The following is a 22,805-nucleotide window of genomic DNA, read 5'->3' as shown; positions in this document are numbered from 1 at the left end:
TCGCTAGGAACGAGGCACGGGGACCGAGGAGGTCCGCCCTTAGCGCGCGACTCGGCCCGTCGCCAGCCCCGGCACTGTCACTGGCAGCCGCCCGGTCGCCCGGTGCCGGCCGCGGAGCACTTCGGTCACCGCCGTGGCCGTCCGCATCGTCTCGTCGTAGGCGACCACCACGCCCACCGCCTCGGGCACGAGCGCGGCGGCGTAGGGATTCCCGAGCACGACCAGCACGACCGGCGTGCCCGTCGCGACCACCGCGTCGACGACCCCGCGCTGGGCCGGTGTGAGCAGCGGCACACTTCCCTGCCCCACCCGGAGATGGACCGCCAGCACCGCCACGTCCGCCCCAGCGGCCACCGAGACGGCCCGCTGGCGCCCGCCCCCAGTCGCAGAGACGCGGACGCGGGCATCGGCGCCCAAGTCGCGCTCGATCCGCGCCATCGGGCCGCCAGCGTTGAAGTTGGCGAGTTGGACGAGCGCGACGCGGTTGGAGGAGCGAAGGGGGAGACCGCCCGGGCGGGCGACGGTTACCGCCGCTCGCGCCAGCTCGTCCGCGAAGTCGGCGCCCCGGACCTCGGTGAGCATCGCCCGCAAGCGCTCGCGCGACGGCGCGGGGGCGACGTGCAGCCCGAGCCGCGCCTTCGCCAGCAGCACGCGGCGCGCCGAGGCGTCGACGCGGGAGGCGGGCAGGTCGCCGCTACGGACGGCCTCGACGACGTAGCCGATGGACCGGCGCGGCGAGGTCTCGTTGAGGATGACATCCGCGCCCGCCAGCAGGGGCAGCACGGCCCGATCGCGCGGGCCGTAGCGGTCGCGCACGGCCGCCATGTTCATCGCGTCCGTCGTCACGATCCCGTCGTAGCCCAGGCTGTCGCGGAGCACGTCGGTGAGGGCAGCGCGGCTGAACGTGGCGGGCGTCGGGTCGGCATCGAGCGCCTGCGCCCACAGGTGCGTCGACATCACGAAGCCCGGGCGGGCCGCGAGCGCCGTGCGGTACGGCGCCAGCTCGGTCCCCCACAGGCTCGGCCAGTCGCCCGCGACGGCCGCGAACGCGACGTGCGTGTCGGTGTCGGTGTCGCCGTGGCCGGGGAAGTGCTTGAGCGTCGCGAGGACGCCGTGCGACTGGGCACCCCGGACGTAGGCCGCCGCCAGCTCGCCGACGCGCGCGGGGTCCTCGCCGAACGAGCGCGTGTTGATGATCGGGTTTGCCGGGTTGTTGTTGACGTCCGCGACCGGCGCGAAGACCACGTTGACGCCCATCGCCCGGGCCTCCAGCGCCGTCACGGCCCCGCCCACCTCGGCCAGCTCCTCGCGGTCGGCCGCGCCGTACGCCATCGCCGCCGGGAGCTCGGTAAAGTTGGTCGACGGCTGCCCGACGCCCCACTCGTAGTCGGCGGTAAAGAACGGCGGGACGGGCGCGCGCCCACCGAGCCGGGCCGTCGACGCCCGCACCGCGTGGGGCGCCGTCCGGCGGTGGATGTGGAACCCGCCGACGCCCATCCGCGCCAGCCCGTCGGCGTCGCGGACGGCGCCGAGCTCGACAATGAACAGCTGGGCCACCTTCTGCTCCAGCGTCATCCCGGCCAGCGTCGCCTCGGCCCACGCGACGGCGTCCGCCTCGGGCACGCCCGCTGGCGCCTCGAAGCCAGCGTACGCCGCCAGCAGCGAGTCGGCGACGGCCTGGCGGGACGCCTCAATGGAGCGTGCGGCGGCGATATCCGCCAAGCTGTCGGCGCGGACCTCGGCGGGCGTGGCTTCTGGGGGGGCATTGAGGGTGCCGAAGCCGGCGGCGCCAACCAGCGCAGCGCCGGCGGCAAGAACGAGAGACAGGGCGATGCGCATCGGACGGGTCACGGGCGGGCGGGAACGGGGGGACCGCCGACATCGCGCCCCGAGCGGCCGGGTATCTTCCCCGCCGACCGGCGCCGTCGCCCCCCGACCCGATGATAGACCGTCTCCGCGCCGAGTGGCAAGGCTTGCGGGCCACAGTCTCCGGCCTCTCCCCCGACGCCCGCCGCGCCGCGATTGTGCTGATCGCGGCGACGCTGCTGGTGCTGCTCCACCTCCAGATCGGCAACCGGCGGTTCTACACCGGCGCCCTCGGCAACCCCTTCGGGTTCGAGGACCCCGCGTTCGGCGCGTGGGCGTGGTGGTTCGGGATGCAGGGCGTGCTCGGCTTCGTCGTCCCGGCGCTGATTCTTGTCGTCGGCTTCCGGTGGTCGGCGTCGAAGGCCGGGCTCGGGCTCGGCGACTGGAAGCTGGCGACCGCGCTGGCGCTGGGGTACCTCCCCCTCGTCGTCATCGGCACCTGGGTCCTGTCCGACGGCGCCTCGTTCCAGGCCCAGTACCCGCACTATTTCGGAGCCAAGGAGGACTGGCGCGTCTTCTTGGCCTACGAGGCGCTGTTCCTGTTCTACTGGGTCGGCTGGGAGTACCTGTGGCGCGGGTTCGTGCTGTTCGGCACCGCCCCCGCCGTCGGGGCGCCGCTGGCGATCGTGATGCAGACCGTGCCCTTCGCCATCCTGCACGCCCAGAAGCCGGCGGCCGAGGCGTACCTGTCGGTGCTGGGCGGGCTGGCGCTGGGCGCGCTCGTGTGGCGCTGCCGGAGCTTCTGGATCGCCGTCCCCATCCACGCCGCCCAGATGCTGGCGCTGGACTTTTTCGCGACGCTCCGCCACCGGACGGGTGCCAGCGGGATCGGCTGGGAGGCGCTGGCGACCGCGTTCGGCGGCTAGCCTCGCGCCGTCCGTCCGCAGGTCGAAACGCTGGCTCCGCCGACTTCCCGTTGTGCCCCTCACGCGTGAGCAGGACTGCGTACGTGCTGGCGTTGAGCTCCACCCTTGTCATCCTGAACGGACGGGAAGGATCGCAACGCCGGCCTTTGGAGCCTTCGGAGCCGGTTCTGAACGGCTTGGGGCATCGGCGCTGAGATCCTTCGCACGCTCAGGATGACGGTTCTGGGGAGGGAAGAGCTACAACGTTGCAGCCCTGCTCACGCGTGAGGGGGACAGTCCGAGCACCCTTGAGCGCAGCGCTGGGGGCTCGGACGGGGGGAGCCCTCGCCTACAAGCGACCGACGGCCCGCCGCCGGTTCTCCCGCAGGATCAGAGCCCGAGGCGGACGGTCGCGAGGTGCATCAGCGCGGACCCGAAGGGCTCGACGACGACGGCGTAGTCGACGCGCAGGTCGAGCTCGCCGACGCGCTGCTCCAGCCCGAAGCCAGCCGACGGGCGTAGCTCGCCGACCTCGCCGGCGCCGATCCGGTCGAGCCCGCCGCGCACGGCGAACCCGTCGGTGACCCACAGCTCGCCGCCGACGCGGCCCGTGACGCCCGCGATGCGGAACTCCAGGGTCGTGTCGGGAGTGGCGATCGAGGTCCCGAGGATGCGGATGCCGGAGGGGCGGATCGCGTCGCGCGGCTGGACCGCCAGCTCGGCCTCGGCGGCGACCGTGAACCGGGGGCGTTCCCCGACCGCGCCGCCTGCGTACGCCAGCCCGCCTCGAACGCGCGTCGGGAAGTAGTCCGTCACCGACGCGAGCTGCGAGCCGGACGAGCTCCACTCGTAGCGCGCGAACAGGTCGTCGACGGCGAGCCCGGCGGAAAGCCGCTGCGAGAGCTGGACGGAGGCGCCGAGGGCGATGCCGATGGCCGTCGGCGCGCGGACGCCCTCGAACAGCTCGTTGCGGTAGAGCCGAAGCCCGACGCCGCCCGAGACGCGCTCCGAGAACTGGGTCCCGAACGTCGCGAAAAAGGCGTACTCGTCGGTGCGCAACGTCCCGTCCTCGTTCTGGCCGTCGGTCGGGAATCCGCTCGCGTCGCGCCCGTCGATGTTGTCGACGCCGCCGTGGACGACGCCTGCGGCGATGCCGGAGCGCGGCTTGAGCGGCGCGGCCACCTGGACCGTCTCCAGCGACCGGTCGAACGCGAGTGCGCCGGCCGACAGCTCGACGCCCTGGGCGGGCTGGAACGGCGCGAGCGCCGGGTTCAAAAACGGGCTCGCGTAGCCCGAGCGGTCCGCGACCTGGGCCGGGAAGGCGGCCGAGCGGGCGCCCATCGCGATCCGCGCGAACGCGCCCGCGTCCTGCGCGGCGACGACGCTGACGGTGGCCGCCGCCAGCACGAGCAGGCCTGCGGCCCTCCCAAAGCGGCTCGCCTCGGCACGGCACCGGGCGCCCGCCGTGCGTCGTCCGTCGTCTGTGGTCCAGCCTCTCATTGAATCACCAGGATGCGGCCGGAGTACCGCTCGCCAGCGGCCTCGACGGTGTAGATGTAGGCCCCGTTGGCCACGCGCAGGCCGCCGTCGGTCTGGCCGTCCCAGAACACCTCGTTCGGGCCCGGCGGGCGGCCCGGCGCGTCGAGCGTGCGGACCAGGTTCATGGCCTGGTCGAAGACGCGGACCGTCACGTCCGAGCCGGCGTCGAGGTCGAGCCGGACCCGGAGGTCGCCGTTGCGGGGGTTGAACGGGTTGGGGTAGGCGTAGACGTCGACCGTCCGGGAGCCGTCGCCGGGCGCGCCGGGGCGCACGTCGGCGCGGAACAGCTCCCACGTGCGGGCACCGTCGGTGCTCTTGAGCAGGCCGCTGGCGGTGCCGACCCAGACCGTGCCGGGCGTCGTGGCGACGGCGGCCACCCCGGCGCTGGCGAGCGGGAGCGGGGTCCCGTCAGGGCGCCGGAAGGTCCGGACCACCCGCCACGTTTTCCCGTCGTCCTCGGAGACGTGCAGCCCGTCCGAGGTCGCCGCGTAGACGCGGGCGTCGTCGAAGGCGAGATCGCTCGCGACCACGCCCACCAGGACCGTCTCGAAGATGGCGCGGCCGTCGGCGTCGTCGCCGCGCCAAACGGCGATGCCCGGCTCCTCCTCAGCGGCCGTGAAGGGGTTGGAGGAGACTCGGCAGACCGCCCAGACCTCGTCGCGACCGCCCGCGATGGGGCGCGTCTCGAGAGCGATCACCTGGTTGCCCGGGAGCGCGCCGCCTATGAGCGCGTCGGTGTAGCGGAGCCACGCGAAGTCGGTCGCGCCCGGCACGCGGACCGACCGGTTCAGCCCGCCGTTCGTGCCGGCCCACACCGTCCCCGCCTCGTCTACGAGGACGGACAGGGAGACGAAGTTTTCGGAGAACTCCGCGAACACTGGGAGGTCCGGATTCCCGTCGATGAACGCGATGGGCTGGCGGACGTCCGGGTTGTAGAGGAAGTCGTAGGACTCGCGGGGGTCCAGCACGAAGAGCGAGTCCGGCGGGAGGACCACGCGCTCCCAGGTCGCGCCGTCGTTCGTGCTCCGGCGGAGGCCGGCGTAGAGCGTCGCAGAGTAGAGGGTGTCGGCGCCCGGTGAGAGGGCGAGGTCGAGCGGAGCGGCGCCCTGCGAGATCGTGGCCGGGAAGGCCGGCAACGTCGAGATGCCGTAGGTCACCGTCGAGTCGCGGCTCTGGTCGAGCGCGGCAAACCGGTAGGTGTAGCTCCGGCCGCCATCCGTAGAAATGGCGTAGCCGGCGGCCGTGTCCGGCGGTCGCTCGGCGTCTGCCGTGGTGTCTTTGAAGCCGAGCCCGACGGCAACCACGTCGCCCCGCGCCTCGATGGTGTACGCACGGGCGTCGAGGGTCGTCGGCGGGTCGAAGACCGGGTTGTCGCGGCTGGGCACCGACACCGTCCCGTTCGGGGCGATCTCGATGAGCAAGGGGCCCGCGCGCAGGACGCCGTCTTGGGCGTCGAGCACGAACACGTCCGACCGGGCGCCCTCGGGGAAGAGCGAGACCGGGCCGGTGCCGGTTTCGACGGTCTGGGCGCTGGCGCCGACGGCGAGGGCCGCCAGCAGGGCCGTGGAGAGGGCGCGCATCATCGGACCGTAAACGAGAAGGGGACCGGCGCGCTCTCGGCGCCGTAGCGGTCGACCGCGATCACTTCGAGGTCGTAGCGGCCGGGCTCAGTGCCCGAGTTGATTTCGAGGGCCCCCGAGTAGACGCCGTCGTCGGCGACCGCGTCCGGGCCCCGGCCATCCGAGCCGGGGCCATTGTCGTAGATCCGATCGATCACGCCGCCGCCATCCGCGAACTGGACGTACACGAGCCGCACGTTGGCCCGCCCGTCGGGGTCGGTGACCGTCGCAATGAGCGGCACGTCGACCGTCGCCGCGGCGCCCCTCGCGTCCGGCGAGGGCCGCGTGACCGGCGCGGGCTCGTTGACGGAGAGCGAGGGCGCGCCGAGGTTCTCGGCCGTGAAGCGGAGGAGGGCCGTAGCCTGGTCGCCCGCGCGGCCGTCGGCGCCCTCGGTGTAGACGCGGACGCTGTAGTCGCCGATGGCCCCGCGCGGCAGCGTGATGGGCGCGTCGACGGTGAACGCGCCCGGGTCGACGACCGCAAGCGTGCTCGTCACCAGCGAGTCGGTCTCGGCGTAGCGGACGAGCACGCGGACCTCGACGGGCGCCTCGGCCTCGACGGTGCCGACGACCGCGAGGGGGACGGTGGTGACCGGCGCGCTGCCGGCGAGCGCCACGTCGACGGGCGTGATGGTCACCTCGGCGAACACGGGCCGCGCCGTCGAGTCGGCGAACCCGGGGGCGGCGTCGCACGCGGCGAGCGCGAGCACCAGGAAGACGGCCGCGACGGGCCGGAGAGCTACGGACATGCGGAGGGAGATCGGCGGCGTAGCGGTCCGGCGGGGTCGGTCGTGGGGCTGGCGAGCGGGGTCCCGAACCTACCGCCGCTCCGGGCACAGGGGACAGCCCCCGTGTGGAGGGCCCAAGGTTTCACCCTGTCCAGCCGGGCACCGAGGCCGCAGAAAACCTTCCGCTTATCCCCCGTAGAACTGGATCGGCTGGAACGAGAAGCAGAGCAAGAAGATGGCGACGCAGAGCCAGCCGAGCAGCTTGCGGCCCGGTGTCAGCGGCTCGGACCGGAGCACCGGCGGGTGGTCGACGCGGATCACGAACAGGATCATCCCGACCCAGAACAGCCACCCCGTCCACTCGACGCGGAGCGCCAGCCCGGGGACGGCCAGCACGACGAGCGCCGTCAGCGCCGTGCCGACGGCGACGCCGAGCCCGACGAGTCGCCACTCAGGCCCGAGCAGCCGGGCCAAGGCCAGGGCGTAGACCAGCGCGACGACGGCCCACAGCGTCCACGGCGCGAGCCACGCCAGGTCGAGCGCGAGCCCGATCGTGCCGGAGACGAGGAGCAGCAGCGTCGTCACACGGGCGACGACCCGGTGGGCGGCGGGGCCGAACAGCGCGTACACGACGTGCCCGCCGTCGAGCTGGCCGACGGGCAACAGGTTGAGGGCGGTAAAGAAGAGGCCGAGCCACCCCGCCAGCAGGAGCGGGTAGTGGACGATCTCGTCGCCCGAGACGCGGAGGTCCCCGAGCCCGTTGAGCAAGCTGAACAGGACGGTGTCGCCGAAGACGAGCGCCGTCGTGCCGGGCGCGACGCTGTCGGGGTCGAAGACCGGGAACGCGCCCGTCGCCTGGATGGCGGCGACCACGTCTTCGTGCCCGACGACGCCCAACAGATACTCGGCCGGGGGCTGGAGGACCGCCGCCAGCACCAGCACGCCGACGGCGATCACGAAGCCCGCCAGCGGCCCCGCCGCGCCGATGTCGAAGAGCTGGCGCGTCCGGCGCAGCGGCTCCTTGATGCGGATGACGGCGCCGAACGTGCCGAGTGTGCCCGGCAGCGGGATCGGGATGAAGTACGGGAGCGAGACACGCGTCTTGAGCAGCCGCGCCGCCGTGTAGTGCCCGAACTCGTGGACCGTCAGGAAGAGCAGGAACGGGACGGCGTACATCAGCCCGTCGCGCACGAACGTCGGGTCGGCAAAGAGCGCCAGTTCGACGGGCCAACGGGCCGAGAGCGGGCCCCACAGCGCGCTCCGCCCCACCAGCAGGCCGCCGCACCAGACGCACGAGACGAACGTGGCGACGAAAAGGCCGAGGTGGCGCCCGACGCGGTCGCCGTCGGGCGCCGGCGGCTCGTAGTCGGTCAGGACGCTACCGACGCCGGGCCGGTGGGGGTCGCCGACGGTCCAGCCGTCGTGGCGCTCGGGGGGGGTCTCCACAGGGCGTCTCGGGGGGCGCGGGGGTACGCGAGCGCCCCGGCCGGGTTCGGCCCGCTGTCGTCGGCTCGCGCGGACCCGCTAGCGGAGCCCCGCGATGCCCGCCGCGAGCCGGTCGCAGCCGTCCATCAGCGTGTCCATGCCGGCGGCGTACGAGATCCGCAGGCCGGCGTCCGAGCCGAACGCCTCGCCGGGGACGAGCGCCAGCCCGTGTGCGTCGAGCAGGTACCCACACAGGTCGACGCTGCCCGAGACCGTGGCGCCGTCGGGCGTGGTCCGGCCGTAGACCGCCGACACGTCGGGGAAGAGGTAGAACGCGCCGTCGGGCGTGGGGCACGACACGCCCTCGATGGCGGCCAGACGGGCGAGCACGGCGTCGCGGCGCTCACGGAAGGCGGCCACCATCTCGGCGACGGGCTCGGGGCCCATCGTGAACGCCGCGAGCGCGGCGTACTGCGACAACGACGACGGGCCGCTCGTGAACTGGCTCTGGATCTTGGCCGTGGCGCCCGCCCACCACGTCGGCGCGGCGAGGTACCCCAGCCGCCAGCCGGTCATCGCGTAGGCCTTCGAGAACCCGTTGACGGTCGCCGTCCGCTCGGCCATCCCGTCGAACGACGCGAACGAGGCGGCCGTGACGCCGAACACGACGTGCTCGTAGATCTCGTCCGACACGACCAACAGCCGCGGATGCGCGCGTACGACCTCGGCGAGCGCCGCCAGCTCGTCGGGCGTGTAGACGGCGCCGGTCGGGTTGGAGGGGCTGTTCAGGATCAGCACGCGCGAGCGCTCCGTCAGCGCCGCCGCGAGTTGGTCGGGCGTGATCTTGTAGCCGGCCGCGGAGCCGGCCGCGATCATGACGGGCGTGGCGCTGGCGAGCCGCGCCATCTCGGGGTAGCTCACCCAGTACGGCGCGGGGATGACGACCTCGTCGCCGGGCGCGCAGACGGCCAGGATGGCTTGCGCGACCGACTGCTTGGCGCCGTTCGAGCAGATCACCTGGGCCATCTCGACCGCGAGCCCGTTGTCGTCGCGGAGCTTGGCCGCGATCGCCTCGCGCAGCTCCGGGATGCCGGGGTTCGGGGTGTAGTGGAACCGCTCGTCGCGCAGCGCCTGGTGGCCCGCCTCGACGATCGGCGCGGGCGTGGGGAAGTCGGGCTCGCCGGCCGACAGCGCGACGATGTCGCGGCCCTCGCGGCGGAGCGCGGCGGCGCGGCCGGAGATCGCCAGCGTCGCCGACGGCTGCATGGCCGCGACGGCCGGGCTGAGGGTCTCGAGGGCGGCGGGCATAGCGGCATCTGGGGGAACGGTCGCAAGCTAGACCGGCCGCTGGGTCTCAGGGGCGGGTTCTCTGGACTGAACGCCGGCCGTGGCCGATGCTCGCGCCAGCGCCTCGGACACCTCCTCCCCTCCCGGACGAGAGGGGCCGGGGGAGAGCGACGGGCTGGCGATATCCGGCTGGCGCCAGCCGGTGGGCTCGCGTTTGACAGGCCCCTCCCCCCTCCCACGGGAGAGGGGACGCCCTAGGGGTCCTTTCCGCCAGCCCCCAGCCCCCTTAAAAGTTGTACGCGAACCCGAGCCAGGGGAGGAACGGGACGCCCTCGTCGGCCAGCTCGGGGATCACGAACGCCGCCACGTCGGCCGCGAGCTGCTCGCCGAAGAACCGGACGCCGAGCGAGAACATCGTCGTGGTCTCGGTCTCGGTCGTCGTGGTGCAGGGCCCCTCGAAGAGGCAGGCGGTGCGGGTGCTGGGCGTCAGGAAGAGGTAGTTCTCGCTGAGCAGCTTGACGCTACCCGAGAGCTGGCGCTCGCCGCCGACCATCACCACGCCCACGCCGCCGTCGGAATCGCCACTGTCGGAGCCGAAGGCGAAGCCGTAGCCGGCGCCCACCGAGACCGCGCTCTCCGACGGCCCCAGCGTGCCGACACCGTAGAGCAGCCCGACCCCGAACACGTCGCCGTCGACGGCCGACCCGACGGGCACGACGCCGATGCCGCCGATCGCGAACGAGCCCGACGCTCCCTCAGCGACGGTGATCTTGGGCGCGGCGTAGACGAGTTGGAACTCGAAGGTCGGGAAGAGGCTGATGCCGCCCGCCAGCGTCACGCCACCGCCGACGCCGGTCGCCACGAACGGGAAGAAGACTTGGTAGTCGGCCACATACCCGCTCCCGTCGGGGATGGCGCGGCCGGTCGGGGCAAAGAGCAACCGCGTCCGGTTCGGGTCAGTGCGGACCGGGCGGCCGTCGACCATGCGCCCGTCGAAGGGCTCACGCGAGCGGATCCGCGCCGTGTCGACGGAGATGCGCGCCGATCCCGTGTCGAGCGTCAGCACCTCGGCGGTCTCCGTGACGATGCGGCCGGTAAAGCGTGTCCCGTCGGTGAGCACGACCACGACGAGCGCCGAGTCGGCTGGGCTGGCGCTGGTGCCAGGGGCGACGACGACGGGGCGGGGCGTCTGGGCGGTGGCCGTCGCAGCGACGAGGAGGCAAAGGGCGAGTGCGCGCATCGAAGAGGGGCGGGTGGATCCGAAGGAACGTACTCGCCCGGCGCGCGGGCCTCTGATACGATCGGACTAGTCCCGCGCCGCCAGCGCCTCGGCCACGACGGGCGGCACGAACGACGTCACGTCGCCGCCCCAGCGGTGCACGTCGCGCACGATGGACGAGGCGACAAAGGCGTTCGCCTCGCCGGGCATCAGGAAGACGGTCTGGAGGTCGGGCGCCAGCCGCCGGTTGGCGTGGGCCATCCGCATCTCGTAGTCGAAGTCGCTGACCTGCCGCAAGCCGCGCACGAGCGCCGTCGCCCCGCTGGCGAGCGCGTGGTCGACGAGCAGCCCCTCGAAGGCGGTGACGGTCACCCGGTCGTGCCCGTCGAGCCCGGCGACCGACGCCTGTACCAACCCCACACGGTCCTCCAACGGCAGCAGCGTCCGCTTGTCGGCGTTGACGGCGACCGTCACCTCGACGCGCGCGAACAGCGCCAGCGCCCGCTCGATCACGTCGAGGTGGCCGTTCGTGACGGGGTCGAACGTGCCAGGGTAGAGGGCGAGGGTGTCCATGAGGGGCAAGGGGCAAGGGGCAAGGGGCAAGGGGCAAGATGCGGGCTCGGGGCGCCGGCGGCAATCTCGCGGGCGAGGAACTCAGCACGAGCGCCCTCTCATCCCTCATCCCTCATCCCTCATCCCTCATCCCTCGAACACGCTGATCACCGTGTTGCCGTAGGCCCGCGTCAGGACGAGGCCCGGAGCGTCGTCGAAGGCGTGGCGCCGGTCGTGTTCGACGACCAAGAGTCCGTCGGGCGCCAGCAGGCGGCGCAGTTGGTCGGGGAGCGCCGCCATCTCGGCGAGCGCGTACGGCGGGTCGGCAACGATGAGGTCGAACGGGCCCGTCGCGCGGCCGAGCCACGACAGCGCGTCGGCCTTGGCGAAGGCGGCGCGGTCGGCGACGTCGAGCTGGCGCGCGTTGCCCCGGGCGACCGCCAGCGTGGGGCCGTGGCGCTCCACGAACGTGACGTGCGCGGCGCCCCGGCTGAGGGCCTCCAGCCCGAGCGCGCCGCTGCCGGCGAAGAGGTCGAGCACGCGCGCGTCGCGCAGCTCCATCCGGGCGCCCAACAGGTTGAACAGCGCCTCACGAACGCGGTCCGTAGTCGGCCGCGTCCGGTCGCCCTTGGGGGCGTCGATCGTGCGCCGCGCCAGCGCCCCGCCGGTGATCCTCATGAGGGCATGGGGCCCGAGGCATGGGGCTCGGGGCAGACACGTCGCCCAGCGGCTTGCGGTTGATCCGAGGCCCGCCCCTTCCCTCTTTCCCCCGGCCTCCTGCCTCTCACAGCGCCGCGCCGACGACGGGCCCGAAGGCCGCCAGCTCGGCGGGGTCGGCCTCGGGGCGGCGGGCGAACAGGGCGAACGGGTCGAGCCAGGTGCGCTCGCGGCCGACGAACTCGGCGGCCAGGTCCAGGCGCTCGTCCCTCGCATCGTCGCCGTAGGCGAGGAATCGGGCCACGTCGCCGGGCTCGACGCCGGCCTGCTGGAGGGCCGCCAGCGCGAAGTAGGCCGTGTCGGCGGCGGCGGTGCTGGGGCCGTGGCTCCCGAACCGGAACACGCCGTCGACGGCGACGGCGACCTCGGTGTGCGTCGCGAAGGCGCCGACGACGAGCGCGACGCCCGGCCCCCCGGCCGCCGAGGCGGCCGCCCGCGTCGTGTCGGCGAGGTCGTAGCCGCTGGCGCCGACCGCGAGGGCGAGCGCCGCGAGCCGGTCGTGGACGGGCTCGTCGACGTGGACCACGTGGTGCCACTCGTGGGCGCCCTCGGTGCGGACGGCGCGCGAGCGGACGCGGACGGCCTGCGTCGGCGCGAGGTCGGCCAAGAGAGCCGTCTCCTGGCGGAGCTGGCCGTCGCGGGCGTCGTCGGAGAGGGCGGCCGGCAGGCGCGAAAAAAAGCTCGTCGTCGCCGTCGGGTGCGCGGCGACGACGAGCGTCTCGAGAGGGGCCCCGCCGAAGCCGGCCGCGAGCGCCTCGGCCACGGCCTGGAGCGCCTCCGGGTCGCCGGTCTCGAAGACGGCCGCCTCCACGTCGAGCGTGAAGTCGGCCGCGCCGAGCCGGCGCAAGCGCGGGCCGTCGGGCCCGGGAGCGACCTCCGCGTAGCGGAGGGCCCGGCCGCTGAGTCCGGCGACGGCGACCGGGGTCATGGCACTACTCCCAGGAAGCGGCGTTGCGGAGCGCCGGGTTGGGGCTGCGCGAGCCGATCGAGTCGGCCTCCATGTCGGGGTCGGCGAGCCAGTAGATCTGGATGCCCGTCGTGTCCTCGACGACCTCGTAGAGGAACGGGTTGCCCGAGCGCGGGGCGATGCCGAGCGAGTCGGCCGACGGCGCGCGCAGGCGGTCCTCCTCGGCCCCGGCCTGGGCCGCGAACACGGAGTCGTTGCGGGCGAAGAGCACGAGCGAGTCGAGCGAGGACGGGTAGACCCCGAGCGAGTCGCGGTACGAGATGAGGGCCGTCCGGACGTCGGACATCCGCTCGCGGGCGACGTCGGTCTCGTACTGCGCGGCGGTGGCGCGCTGCGCGGGCACCACGGTCACGAAGTAGAGGACCCCGACGAGGGCGAGGATGAGGAGGCCGAGGAGGGCTCGGATCGCGAGGTCGGAACCGCTGGCGCCGGTTGTGGCCATCGGGAGGCGGGGTGGGCGAGGGAGAGGGGTGAGCCGGCACGCGCCGGGCCTGCAACGTACCCCCGCCGCGCGCACGTTGGCAAGGCGCCGGTCGCGCGCGGGCCACGCGTAGGTTGGCCACGCGCCGCCCCTCCTCTCCCGCCGTGACCCAGCTCAGCGTCAACCTCAACAAGGCCGCGCTCATGCGGAACGCCCGTGGCGGCGGCCGTCCCGACGTGCAGCGGCTGGCGGCGGTCGCCGTCGAGGCCGGGGCCGTCGGCGTGACGCTCCACCCCCGCCCCGACGGCCGCCACGCCCGGGCCGACGACGTGGCGGCGCTCGCGGCGTGGGCGCCGGGCGCGGGCGCCGAGCTCAACGTCGAGGGCAACCCGTTCGCCGGGCCGGGCACGACGGGCGCGTACGCCTTCCCGGGCTTCCTCGAGATCGTCCGCGCCGCGCGCCCGACGCAGGCCACGCTCGTCCCCGACGCGGCGGGCCAGCTCACCAGCGACCACGGTTGGGACCTGGCGACCGACGGCGCCCGGCTGGCGCCCATCGTCGCCGAGCTGCGGGCGCTGGGGTGCCGTGTGAGCCTGTTCGTCGGGCCCGAGCTCGCCACGGTCCGCGCCGCGGCCGAGATCGGAGCCGACCGCGTCGAGCTGTACACGGGCCCGTTCGCCCGGGCCCACGCCCACGGCGATGCCCGCGCCGAGCTGGCCCGTCACGCCGCCGCGGCGGCCGCGGCCACCGACGCCGGGCTGGTGGTCAACGCCGGCCACGACCTCGACCTCGGCAACCTGGGCGCCTACCTGGCCGCCGTGCCCGGCGTCGCCGAGGTCTCGATCGGCCAGGCGCTCCTCGCCGACGCCCTGCTCATGGGACTCGGCGACGCCGTCCGGGCCTATCTCGCCCTCACCGGGGCGGCGTAGACGCCGTCCCGACGGCCCGCCTCTACCGGCCCGACCCGCCCGCGGCGCACCGAGAGGCGGCGCTCTAGCGTGAGACGACGGAACGCCAGCGTTCCATTCGTTCCGGCCGCCGTCTCGGTTCTGGACGAAAACGTGCCCAGGGAGAGCATTGAACGGTGACCGGCCCGAGATGGAACGGGTCTGGCAGGGGATGGAACCGTCTCCACGTCCCTCCCATGCCGCAGACCATCCTCGCGCTCGCCGCCATCCTCTCGTTCGCCTATCTCGCGATGGGCCGCCAGCAGCACGACCAGAGCGTCGACCGCCACACCCAGGGCGTAGAGGCCGAGCTCGCGGCCGTCGACGTGGCGCGAGCCCGCATGACGGCCATGGAGCGGCTGGCGTTCGACGAGGCCGACACCGGCCGGCGCGGCGTCCGCACCCAGCCGTCCGACCTCGCCCTCGGCGCCGACGACGACGAGACCGGGCCGGGCACCTACGACGACGTCGACGACTGGAACGCCGAGCCGCCCTCCATCGAGGCCGTCCCCGTGGGGCTCGACTCGCTTCGGTTCAGGGTCGAGGTGGCGGTCCGATACGTCCGAGACCTCGAACCCACGCGCGCCTCGGCCAAGGCCACCCTCACCAAGGAGATCGTCGTGAGCGCCGTCGAGATCCCTGCCGGGGACATCGGCCGGGTCCCCGCCGAGGCCACCCTGACACGCGTCGTGACGCCCGCGAGCGTCGCCAGCTACCTCCAGTAATGCAGTTCCTCATCGACCACATCATCGCCGTCGTCGTCGGGAGCGTCCTCCTCGGCGGGCTCCTCCTGCTCCAGCTCCGGGGCAACGACGCGGCCATCGCCGCGACGGCGCAGTACCGCTCCCAGATGACGACCGCCAGCTTCGCGACGACGCTCGAGCGGGAGATCGAGAACATGCGGAGCCGGACCGAGACCGAGAACGCCTTCGCGGCCTCCGCCTTGCCGTCGCTGGGCACGGGCGAGGCCTACCGCTTCCGGCTGCGCACGGCGGACGACGGCGAGGGCAACGTGTACACGCGCCAGTTTTCCTTCCCCACGCTTGCCGACCCCAGGGGCCTCGACGCCTCGTCGATCGTCGTCGTCTCCTACCTCGTCGAGCCGACCGGCGAGACGGTCGTCGTCGACGGCCGCGACCGAGCGCTCTACCGGGCCACCCGCCACGAGTTCGCGCGCGGTGGGCCCGTCATCTGGACCGACGTGGTCGACGGGATCGTCGACTTCGACATCACGGCGTTCCTGGCCGACGGCACCGAGGTCCGCGACAACGCGGGCGTAGACATGGCGACGGCGGAGTCCCCGCCGCGCGTCGAGCTCGAGCTCCGCTCCGCGCCGTCGTTCGGCGTCTCGCGGACCGGCCAGGTCGCCACCTCGACGCGCCACGCGCGCTCCATCCGCGTCCCGGCGGCCCTGGCGGCCGCGCGGCCGTCCGTGCCCGACGCGACGACGCCCGGCGGCATCCCGCTCTTGCCCGGCGACCCGGGTGCCGTGGCCGCTCTCCCCGAATCGGCACGGCCCATCGGCACCACACCGCCCTCGACGGACCGCCCCCCGGTCACCCCGCCCACCACCGACCGGCCGCCCACGACGGACCGCCCCCCGGTGACCCCGCCCACCACGGACCCGACGCCGACAACCCCGCCCACCACGGACCGCCCCGGCGGCGGCAACACCGGCGGCGGCAACACCGGCGGCGGCAACACCGGCGGTACGGACCACCCGCCGACGACCCCGCCCACCACGGACCCGACGCCGACAACCCCGCCCACGACCGACCAACCCGGCGGCAGCATCCCTGGCGGCGACACCACCATCACCATCTGCCATGTGAAGCGGAACGGGCAGCGGACCATGCGAGGCACTCTAACGGAACTGGCAGCCCACCGCACGCACCGCAACGATTACCTCGGCGCCTGCCGCTAGCCGAGGGGCCGGTACCAACCGGCCCGCTGGCGTCCCCCTACCTCCCCCCTTTCATGGGCCGACTCACTCTCCTGCTCGTCATGGCCGCCGCGATCAGCGGCGCCATGTTCACGATCAGCACGCGCGGCGCGATGTCCGACACCGACCGCGCCCACGCCGAGGGCCAGGCCGACGTGCTCGCCCGCGAGATCGCCGAGGCCGGCCAGAGCGTCGCGCTGACGCAGATGATCGGGGAGGACGGGTTCATCGACCCGACCGCCGCGCTCGGCGCCGAGCAGCCCTACGACGGCGGCGCCTTCCAGATCGAGTACGCTCCTGGGGCCACCGCGCCGGGCGCGCCCGTCACCGAGGCGACGGTCCGGGTCACCGGGACGTTCGGCGGCGCCGTCCACACGGTCGAGAGCGAGTACCGGTTCGACCCGATGGACGCGCCGGGCCCGCTCTGGCTCGACGTCCCCCACGTGGTCTCGACGGTCGTCGGCAGCCCGACCATCTCGGGCACCACCGGCGACCACCCGGTCCACGTCGACCGCCGCAAGCACGACGCGCTCAAGCTGGAGGGGCTCGTTCCACTGGCGGAGCTGACCGCCAACGCCGCCGCCATCGCCGCGGCGGGCGGGAGCGCGCTCGCCATCCCCGAGGCCGCCGCCTGGACCGGCGACACGGGCCTGCTCGAGGACCTCAACGTGAGCGACGGCGAGGACCTCTACCAGCTCGCGGTCGCCGAGATGACGGGCGCCGACCGGAGCCTCGTGGGCGACCAGCTCGTCACCGGGCGTGAGACGTGGGGCCGCCGCCGCCAGGGCGACGACATCACGCACGTCGACGGCGACCTGACCATCACCGGCCACGTGAGCGGCCACGGGGCGCTCCTCGTCAACGGGGCGCTGACCGTGCCCGACGGCGGGAGGCTCGACTGGCACGGCCTGGTCGTGGTCCGCTCGGACGCGGACGTGCTCCCGGTCGAGCTGCTCGGCCGGGTCACCATCACGGGCATGCTGGTCGTGGCGCACCAGGCGTACGCGCCGGGCGGCCACCTCGACGTCTCGGTCTACCACGGCGGCGGCAACCCGATGGCCGCGGCCGAGCCCTGGGGCAGCCGCGCCCACCAGGTCAGCCCGTGGAATCGGCGCCCGGCCTCGTTCCCCTTCGTCCAGCACACCCACGCCTTCGACATCACGCCCACCGCCGCCCCGCGCGGCGACCAGGTCGTCTTCCTCGACGGCGGCGGCGGCGGCAAGCACGCCTCGGAGACCCAGTTCCGCGCCTTCCTCGACACCCTCGACCCCGACGAGCTCATCCAGCTCCGCTTCGCGAACGCCGACGAGCACGGGTTCTCGACGTTCGGGCTCGACGTCGACGGCGAGGGCGCCATGGAGCGGGGGACCGTCCAGCGCGGGTTCGGGGCGTTCGCCCAGGCCAGCGAGCCGACGCTCTCGCAGCCGTTCCGGGCCGGCGACCTCCGCGACCTCGACCTCGACGTCCGGAGCCTCCGTGCGCTCCGGCAGTCGTTCGACGACCCGGCCGTGTGCTCGAGCTACCCGGTCTGCATCGGGCGGGCCTGGGACCGCATGGGCTCGCTGGCCCTCCGGGTCGTCCGGGCCGGCGACGGGGCGCGTCTCTACGAGGCCTCGTTCTACTGGCACATGCGCCAGGACGAGAAGGCCGCCCACGAGGCCGAGGAGGCCGCCTGGCGCGCTCGGATCGCCGCCGGCGAGGCGTTCGGGACCACGATGGACCTGGGCGGCAGCGTGACGCTGACGTTCGACATCGGCGAGGTCTCGGAGCTGTCGGACAAGCTGGGCTTCGACGGCAACGAGGTGGTCCTGGTGTCGAGCCGGTCCAACCACGTGACCGCCGCCGAGGCGCGGGCCACCACGCCAGCCGAGGGCGGCACGCTCGTGTGTCACATGCCCGGCCGGACCGCCGAGCGGGAGATGGTCATCAACGACCCCGCCGACGTCGCCAGCCACCTCGGCCACGGCGACACGGAGGGCGCCTGCCCGACCGTGGGCATCCCGCCGGACGGGTCGCCCATCCCGTCCTCGCCCATCAACACCGGCGAGAACAAGGTCTGGATTTGCCACACGAACCAGGGCAACGGCGCCATCGGGTCGGTCTTCGCCAACGTCAACAGCCTCGTGAGACACGCCACTCACGTCGGCGACTACATGGGCCAGTGCCGCTGACCTCCCCATCGAATCCCCTCCGCCCGCATGGCCGCCGCCCACGTTCCGATTGACGCCCCCCGTACCTCCGCCGCACCTGCCCTCAGGGCGGGATGGCGTGCGGCACTGAGGGCCGTGCTCGGCGACGGCACGCTCGACGACCCCACGACGCCGACCCCGTAGACCTCGCTCGCAGTCCCTCAGGCTGGCGCCCCCCGCCGGCAGACCCCCGACGCCTCAGCGTCCCTTCCCCCCCCACCATGGGCCGACTTACTCTCTTACTCGTTATGGCCGCCGCGATCAGCGGCGCCATGTTCACGATCAGCACGCGCGGCGCGATGTCCGACACCGACCGCGCCCACGCCGAGGGCCAGGCCGACGTGCTCGCCCGCGAGATCGCTGAGGCCGGCCAGTCCGTGGCCCTGACGCAGATGGTCGACGACGACGGGTTCGTCGACCCCACGCGGCGCCTCGGCGATGAGCAGCCCTACGACGGCGGGGCCTTCCACATCCAATACACGCCGATCCCGGACCCGGGCAGCGGGGACATCCGGGAGGCCACCGTCCGCGTCACCGGGGAGTACGGAGGCGCGATGCACGCCACGGAGACGACCTACCGCCACGACGCGATGGACGCGCCGGGCCCGCTCTGGCTCGACGTGCCCCACGTGGTCTCGTCGGTCTCGGGACGGCCCCGCATCTCGGGCACCGCCGACGACCACCCGATCTACGTCGACCGCCGCAAGCACGACGAACTCGGTCTCGAGGGGCTCGTCCCGCTGGTCGAGCTCACGGCGAACGCCCAGGCCATCGCCAGCGCGGGCCGGAGCGCCCTCTCCGTGCCCGAGGCCGCGGCCTGGAGCGGCAACGACGGCCTGCTCGAAGACCTCAACGTGTCCGACGGCGAGGACCTCTACCAGCTCGCCGTGGCCTCCATGACGGGGGCCGACCTCACCCTCACAGGCGACCAGACCATCGCCGTCAACACCACCTGGGGGGACAGCCGCACCGGCGACTCGGTGACCCACGTGGACGGCGACCTGACGGTCTCGGGCAAGCTCCGAGGCTACGGCGCGCTCGTCGTCAACGGCGCGTTCCGCGTCACGGGCCACTTCGATTGGGACGGCCTCGTCGTGGTGCGCTCGACCGAGGACGTGCTCCCGATCGATCTCGGGGGCAAGGTCGACATCAAGGGCATGATGGTCGTCGCACACGAGGCGTACGCGCCGGGCGGCCACCTCGACGTCTCGGTCTACCACGGCGGCGGCAACCCGATGGCCGCGGCCGAGCCCTGGGGCAGCCGCGCCCACCAGGTCAGCCCGTGGAATCGGCGCCCGGCCTCGTTCCCCTTCGTCCAGCACACCCACGCCTTCGACATCACGCCCACCGCCGCCCCGCGCGGCGACCAGGTCGTCTTCCTCGACGGCGGCGGCGGCGGCAAGCACGCCTCGGAGACCCAGTTCCGCGCCTTCCTCGACACCCTCGACCCCGACGAGCTCATCCAGCTCCGCTTCGCGAACGCCGACGAGCACGGGTTCTCGACGTTCGGGCTCGACGTCGACGGCGAGGGCGCCATGGAGCGGGGGACCGTCCAGCGCGGGTTCGGGGCGTTCGCCCAGGCCAGCGAGCCGACGCTCTCGCAGCCGTTCCGGGCCGGCGACCTCCGCGACCTCGACCTCGACGTCCGGAGCTTGCGGGCGCTCCGGCAGTCGTTCGACGACCCGGCCGTGTGCTCGAGCTACCCGGTCTGCATCGGGCGGGCCTGGGACCGCATGGGCTCGCTGGCCCTCCGGGTCGTCCGGGCCGGCGACGGGGCGCGTCTCTACGAGGCCTCGTTCTACTGGCACATGCGCCAGGACGAGGAGGCCGCCCACGAGGCCGAGGAGGCCGCCTGGCGCGCTCGGATCGCCGCCGGCGAGGCGTTCGGGACCACGCTCGCCATCGGCGGCAACGTCAAGATGGAGTTCGACATCGACGAGATCGCCGAGTTGACCGACAAGCTCGGGTTCGACCAAACGGAGATCGAGGTCGTGTCGAGCCGGTCCGTCCACGCGACGGCCGCCGAGGGCCGCGCCTCGGGCAACCAGGTGTGCCACCGCGACGGCCCCGAGCGCGTCACGATCACGCCGCCCGACTTTGGTCTCCGGATGCACGCCGACCACGGGGACCGGGCAGGTCCATGCCCGCCTGACGGCGGCGGCAGCGGCAGCGGCAGCGGCGATAGCGGCGATAGCGGCGATAGCGGCGATAGCGGCGATAGCGGCGATAGCGGCGATAGCGGCGGCGGCGGCCTGCTCTGCGAATTGCTGGGCCTCTGTCGGTAGACCACACCGCTCGCACAGGACCCGGGGCCCGGCCGTCGTCGCTGACGAGGCCGGGCCCCGGGCGTTGCAGCTAATCCCGCCGGTCGGCCCGTCGATACCCGATGTGCCCCCGCACGATTCGCCATGCCCCTCGTCCGTTTCCAGATCGACGCCCCACGTGCCGTCGCCGCCCTCGTCTTCGGGATGGTGTGGCTGGCGGTGCTGATCGTGGTGCTCGATGTCGGCCTCCACCACGGCGGCGTGCTCGGCGACGACCTCGGCGGCTGGTTCGACGGAGCGAGCGAGCGCGGGCTGGGCTCCTTCGTGTCGGTCATGCAGACGGCCCTCCTCGCACTCACGACGTGGGGGGTGGTGGCGCTGGCGCGGGCCACGGGTGCCCCGCGCGCTCGGGTCTGGGGGTGGACGCTGCTCGCGGCGGCCTTCAGCTACCTCGCCCTCGACGACGGCACGATGCTGCATGAGCGCGTCGGGTCGGCGTTCGCCGACACCTCGGCGTCGGAAACGAGCGCGTTCCCCAGCTACTACTGGCAGCTGCTCTTGGGCCCCGTCTTCGCGGCGCTGGGGCTGTTTATGGCCGCGTTCCTGTGGCGCGAGCTGCCGCGCCGCCAGTGGGTCCGCGTCGTCGGGGCGCTCGCGCTGCTCGCCGTCGCGGTCGCACTCGACTTCGTGGACGGCCTCTCCCTGCTCCACCCGGCCAATCCGACCGGCCCGATCGCTGCCGCCCTCGGCATGGCGGACCCCACGCTCGGCATGGACGCCCCGGCGCTGGTGACGCACATCGCGCGCGTCGTCGAGGAGAGCCTGGAGATCGTGGCGATGACGCTGCTCTGGAGCGCGATCCTCGGGCACCTCCCGTCGGTGGCGGCGGGCGTGCGTGTGTGCTGGGCGCCCGACGTGGCGCCGGCCCTCGGCGGCGACGGCGCCGCGCGCGGGGCCGCGCCCGTATGGGAAGAGGCGGCCTAGACAGAACGGGCGGCGCCGTCGGGGCGTTGGCCTGCGCCCTTCCCCCGCCCGCATGGAGCCCGACCCCGCCCCCCTCGACGACGCCCTGCCCCCCCTGGAGGCCGCCGACGCCCCGGCCGAGGCGGACGGCCCCGGCCAGCTCGTCTCGGCCGACGAGGCCGCCGCCGCGTACGGCGTGCCGATCCCGCAAGCGGCCGCCGGGCCCGCCAGCCACAAGAGCGGCTACGTCGCGATCGTCGGCGCCCCGAACGTCGGCAAGTCGACGCTGCTCAACCGCTGGCTGGGGACCAAGCTGTCCATCGTCTCGCCGCGCCCGTCGACCACGCGCAACCGCGTGCTGGGCATCCTGACCGAGGAGGCGACCGAGGCGCACGGCGGCTACCAGCTCGTCCTGCTCGACACGCCCGGCGTCGTCCGCCCGAAGTACCGGCTCCACCAGCACATGATGCGCGACGTGGACCGCTCGCTCGGCGACGCGGACGTGACCGTCCTGATGGCCGACGCGACCGAGCGCCGCCTGACGCACGACGCCCAGAACGCCGCCGAGCGCGTGGCCGGCGTGCACGGGCCGGTCCTGCTGGCGCTCAACAAGGTGGACAAGCTGGGGCTCGTCGACCAGGCGCTGCCGCTCGTCGAGGTCTACGCCGAGGCGCTCGGCCGGGCGCCCGACGCCGTCGTCCCGATCTCGGCGAAGACGGGCATGGGCACCGGGGCGCTGCTCGATCTGGTGCTGGAGCGGATCCAGCCGGGCCCGCCGTACTACCCGGCCGACCAGCTCTCGGAGCACCCCGAGCGCTTCTTTATCGCCGAGATCGTCCGCGAGGCCGTCTTCAACCAGTTCCGCGACGAGGTCCCCTATGCCACGCAGGTCGTCGTCGTGACGTACCAGGAGAGGCCCGACGGCAAGGACTTCGTGGCGTGCGACATCGTGGTCGAGCGGGATTCGCAGAAGGCGATCCTGATCGGGAAGGGCGGCGCGGCGCTCAAGCGGCTCGGCCGCTCGGCGCGCGAGGAGATGGAGGCGTTCCTCGGGCGGGGCGTGTTCCTGCAGCTCTTCGTCAAGACGCGCGCCGACTGGCGCGACCGCGAGGGCCACTTGCGCGAGTACGGCTTCGGGAAGTAGCGGGCGCGCCCGGGCGCTCGTGAGCAGGCGGTTCTGCCCCGCGCGTGGGGAGTTCTGCACCGAGAGACGACGGTGACGGACGGCCAGACGACGATCGTGCGCCGCCAGCACGTGCAGCTCACCCCCTGTCCCCCTCCAGCCTCAAGGAGGGGGGACTCTGCGAGTACGGTC

At 73.6% G+C, this 22,805-nt stretch carries 19 protein-coding genes; 8 read left to right on the top strand and 11 right to left on the bottom strand.

Annotated features, from left to right (window positions below; translation table 11 throughout):
- Positions 1 to 39: 39 nt before the first annotated feature.
- Positions 40 to 1,839, bottom strand: coding sequence for a glycoside hydrolase family 3 protein (locus ACLII4_RS06695; RefSeq protein WP_412070124.1), 1,800 nt, complete (start codon positions 1,837 to 1,839; stop codon positions 40 to 42).
- Positions 1,840 to 1,940: 101 nt separating this feature from the next.
- Between ACLII4_RS06695 and ACLII4_RS06690 the strand changes: the two genes are divergently transcribed.
- A complete protein-coding gene (locus tag ACLII4_RS06690) occupies positions 1,941 to 2,732 on the top strand; it encodes a CPBP family intramembrane glutamic endopeptidase (RefSeq protein ID WP_412070123.1) in 792 nt (263 codons plus the stop codon).
- Positions 2,733 to 3,101: 369 nt separating this feature from the next.
- Here ACLII4_RS06690 and ACLII4_RS06685 read toward each other — a convergent pair whose 3' ends face one another.
- The 10 genes from ACLII4_RS06685 to ACLII4_RS06640 all read right to left on the bottom strand — a co-directional run bounded on the left by ACLII4_RS06685 (position 3,102) and on the right by ACLII4_RS06640 (position 13,206).
- Positions 3,102 to 4,211, bottom strand: a complete 1,110-nt coding sequence (locus tag ACLII4_RS06685; RefSeq protein ID WP_412070122.1) for a hypothetical protein — start codon at positions 4,209 to 4,211, stop codon at positions 3,102 to 3,104.
- Positions 4,208 to 5,833: a FlgD immunoglobulin-like domain containing protein gene (locus tag ACLII4_RS06680; protein WP_412070121.1), complete on the bottom strand. Its 1,626-nt coding sequence runs from the start codon at positions 5,831 to 5,833 to the stop codon at positions 4,208 to 4,210. Before ACLII4_RS06680 ends, ACLII4_RS06685 begins: the two co-directional genes overlap by 4 nt.
- Complete coding sequence (locus ACLII4_RS06675) at positions 5,830 to 6,618, bottom strand: choice-of-anchor X domain-containing protein (protein ID WP_412070120.1); 789 nt, start codon at positions 6,616 to 6,618, stop codon at positions 5,830 to 5,832. Before ACLII4_RS06675 ends, ACLII4_RS06680 begins: the two co-directional genes overlap by 4 nt.
- A gap of 165 nt (positions 6,619 to 6,783) precedes the next feature.
- A complete protein-coding gene (locus ACLII4_RS06670) occupies positions 6,784 to 8,043 on the bottom strand; it encodes a site-2 protease family protein (RefSeq protein WP_412070119.1) in 1,260 nt (419 codons plus the stop codon).
- Positions 8,044 to 8,121: 78 nt separating this feature from the next.
- A complete protein-coding gene (locus ACLII4_RS06665; protein WP_412070118.1) occupies positions 8,122 to 9,330 on the bottom strand; it encodes a pyridoxal phosphate-dependent aminotransferase in 1,209 nt (402 codons plus the stop codon).
- 265 nt (positions 9,331 to 9,595) lie between these two features.
- Complete coding sequence (locus tag ACLII4_RS06660) at positions 9,596 to 10,549, bottom strand: hypothetical protein (RefSeq protein ID WP_412070117.1); 954 nt, start codon at positions 10,547 to 10,549, stop codon at positions 9,596 to 9,598.
- A gap of 66 nt (positions 10,550 to 10,615) precedes the next feature.
- Positions 10,616 to 11,101 (bottom strand): pantetheine-phosphate adenylyltransferase, encoded by a 486-nt coding sequence (gene coaD / locus ACLII4_RS06655; RefSeq protein WP_412070116.1) that lies wholly within the window; start codon positions 11,099 to 11,101, stop codon positions 10,616 to 10,618.
- A 126-nt stretch (positions 11,102 to 11,227) separates the two neighbouring features.
- Complete coding sequence (gene rsmD / locus ACLII4_RS06650) at positions 11,228 to 11,758, bottom strand: 16S rRNA (guanine(966)-N(2))-methyltransferase RsmD (RefSeq protein ID WP_412070115.1); 531 nt, start codon at positions 11,756 to 11,758, stop codon at positions 11,228 to 11,230.
- Positions 11,759 to 11,864: 106 nt separating this feature from the next.
- Positions 11,865 to 12,725, bottom strand: a complete 861-nt coding sequence (locus ACLII4_RS06645) for a hypothetical protein (RefSeq protein WP_412070114.1) — start codon at positions 12,723 to 12,725, stop codon at positions 11,865 to 11,867.
- A gap of 4 nt (positions 12,726 to 12,729) precedes the next feature.
- Positions 12,730 to 13,206, bottom strand: coding sequence for a hypothetical protein (locus tag ACLII4_RS06640; protein WP_412070113.1), 477 nt, complete (start codon positions 13,204 to 13,206; stop codon positions 12,730 to 12,732).
- A 143-nt stretch (positions 13,207 to 13,349) separates the two neighbouring features.
- Between ACLII4_RS06640 and ACLII4_RS06635 the strand changes: the two genes are divergently transcribed.
- From ACLII4_RS06635 to era, 7 genes are all read left to right on the top strand, one after another.
- Positions 13,350 to 14,114 (top strand): pyridoxine 5'-phosphate synthase, encoded by a 765-nt coding sequence (locus ACLII4_RS06635; protein ID WP_412070112.1) that lies wholly within the window; start codon positions 13,350 to 13,352, stop codon positions 14,112 to 14,114.
- 215 nt (positions 14,115 to 14,329) lie between these two features.
- The gene (locus ACLII4_RS06630) at positions 14,330 to 14,857 is read left to right on the top strand and encodes a hypothetical protein (protein WP_412070111.1); all 528 of its coding nucleotides are present in this window, start codon (positions 14,330 to 14,332) and stop codon (positions 14,855 to 14,857) included.
- A complete protein-coding gene (locus ACLII4_RS06625) occupies positions 14,857 to 16,056 on the top strand; it encodes a hypothetical protein (protein WP_412070110.1) in 1,200 nt (399 codons plus the stop codon). The genes ACLII4_RS06630 and ACLII4_RS06625 overlap by 1 nt, the downstream gene beginning before the upstream one ends.
- A 53-nt stretch (positions 16,057 to 16,109) precedes the next feature.
- Positions 16,110 to 18,245 carry a hypothetical protein gene (locus tag ACLII4_RS06620; RefSeq protein WP_412070109.1) on the top strand — a complete coding sequence of 712 codons (2,136 nt, stop codon included), beginning with the start codon at positions 16,110 to 16,112 and terminating at the stop codon, positions 18,243 to 18,245.
- Between the two features lie 266 nt (positions 18,246 to 18,511).
- Positions 18,512 to 20,548, top strand: coding sequence for a hypothetical protein (locus ACLII4_RS06615; RefSeq protein WP_412070108.1), 2,037 nt, complete (start codon positions 18,512 to 18,514; stop codon positions 20,546 to 20,548).
- 123 nt (positions 20,549 to 20,671) lie between these two features.
- Positions 20,672 to 21,511 (top strand): hypothetical protein, encoded by an 840-nt coding sequence (locus ACLII4_RS06610; protein ID WP_412070107.1) that lies wholly within the window; start codon positions 20,672 to 20,674, stop codon positions 21,509 to 21,511.
- Positions 21,512 to 21,563: 52 nt separating this feature from the next.
- Entirely contained in the window at positions 21,564 to 22,634 is a 1,071-nt protein-coding gene (gene era, locus ACLII4_RS06605) for a GTPase Era (protein ID WP_412070106.1), read from the top strand.
- Positions 22,635 to 22,805 lie beyond the last annotated feature (171 nt).

The sequence above is a fragment of the Rubrivirga aquatilis genome, from assembly GCF_046845665.1.
In the GTDB taxonomy this organism is placed as follows: Bacteria; Bacteroidota; Rhodothermia; order Rhodothermales; family Rubricoccaceae; genus Rubrivirga.
The sequence above is the reverse complement of the archived record's forward strand: the minus strand, read 5'-3'. Positions and strand labels throughout refer to the sequence as shown.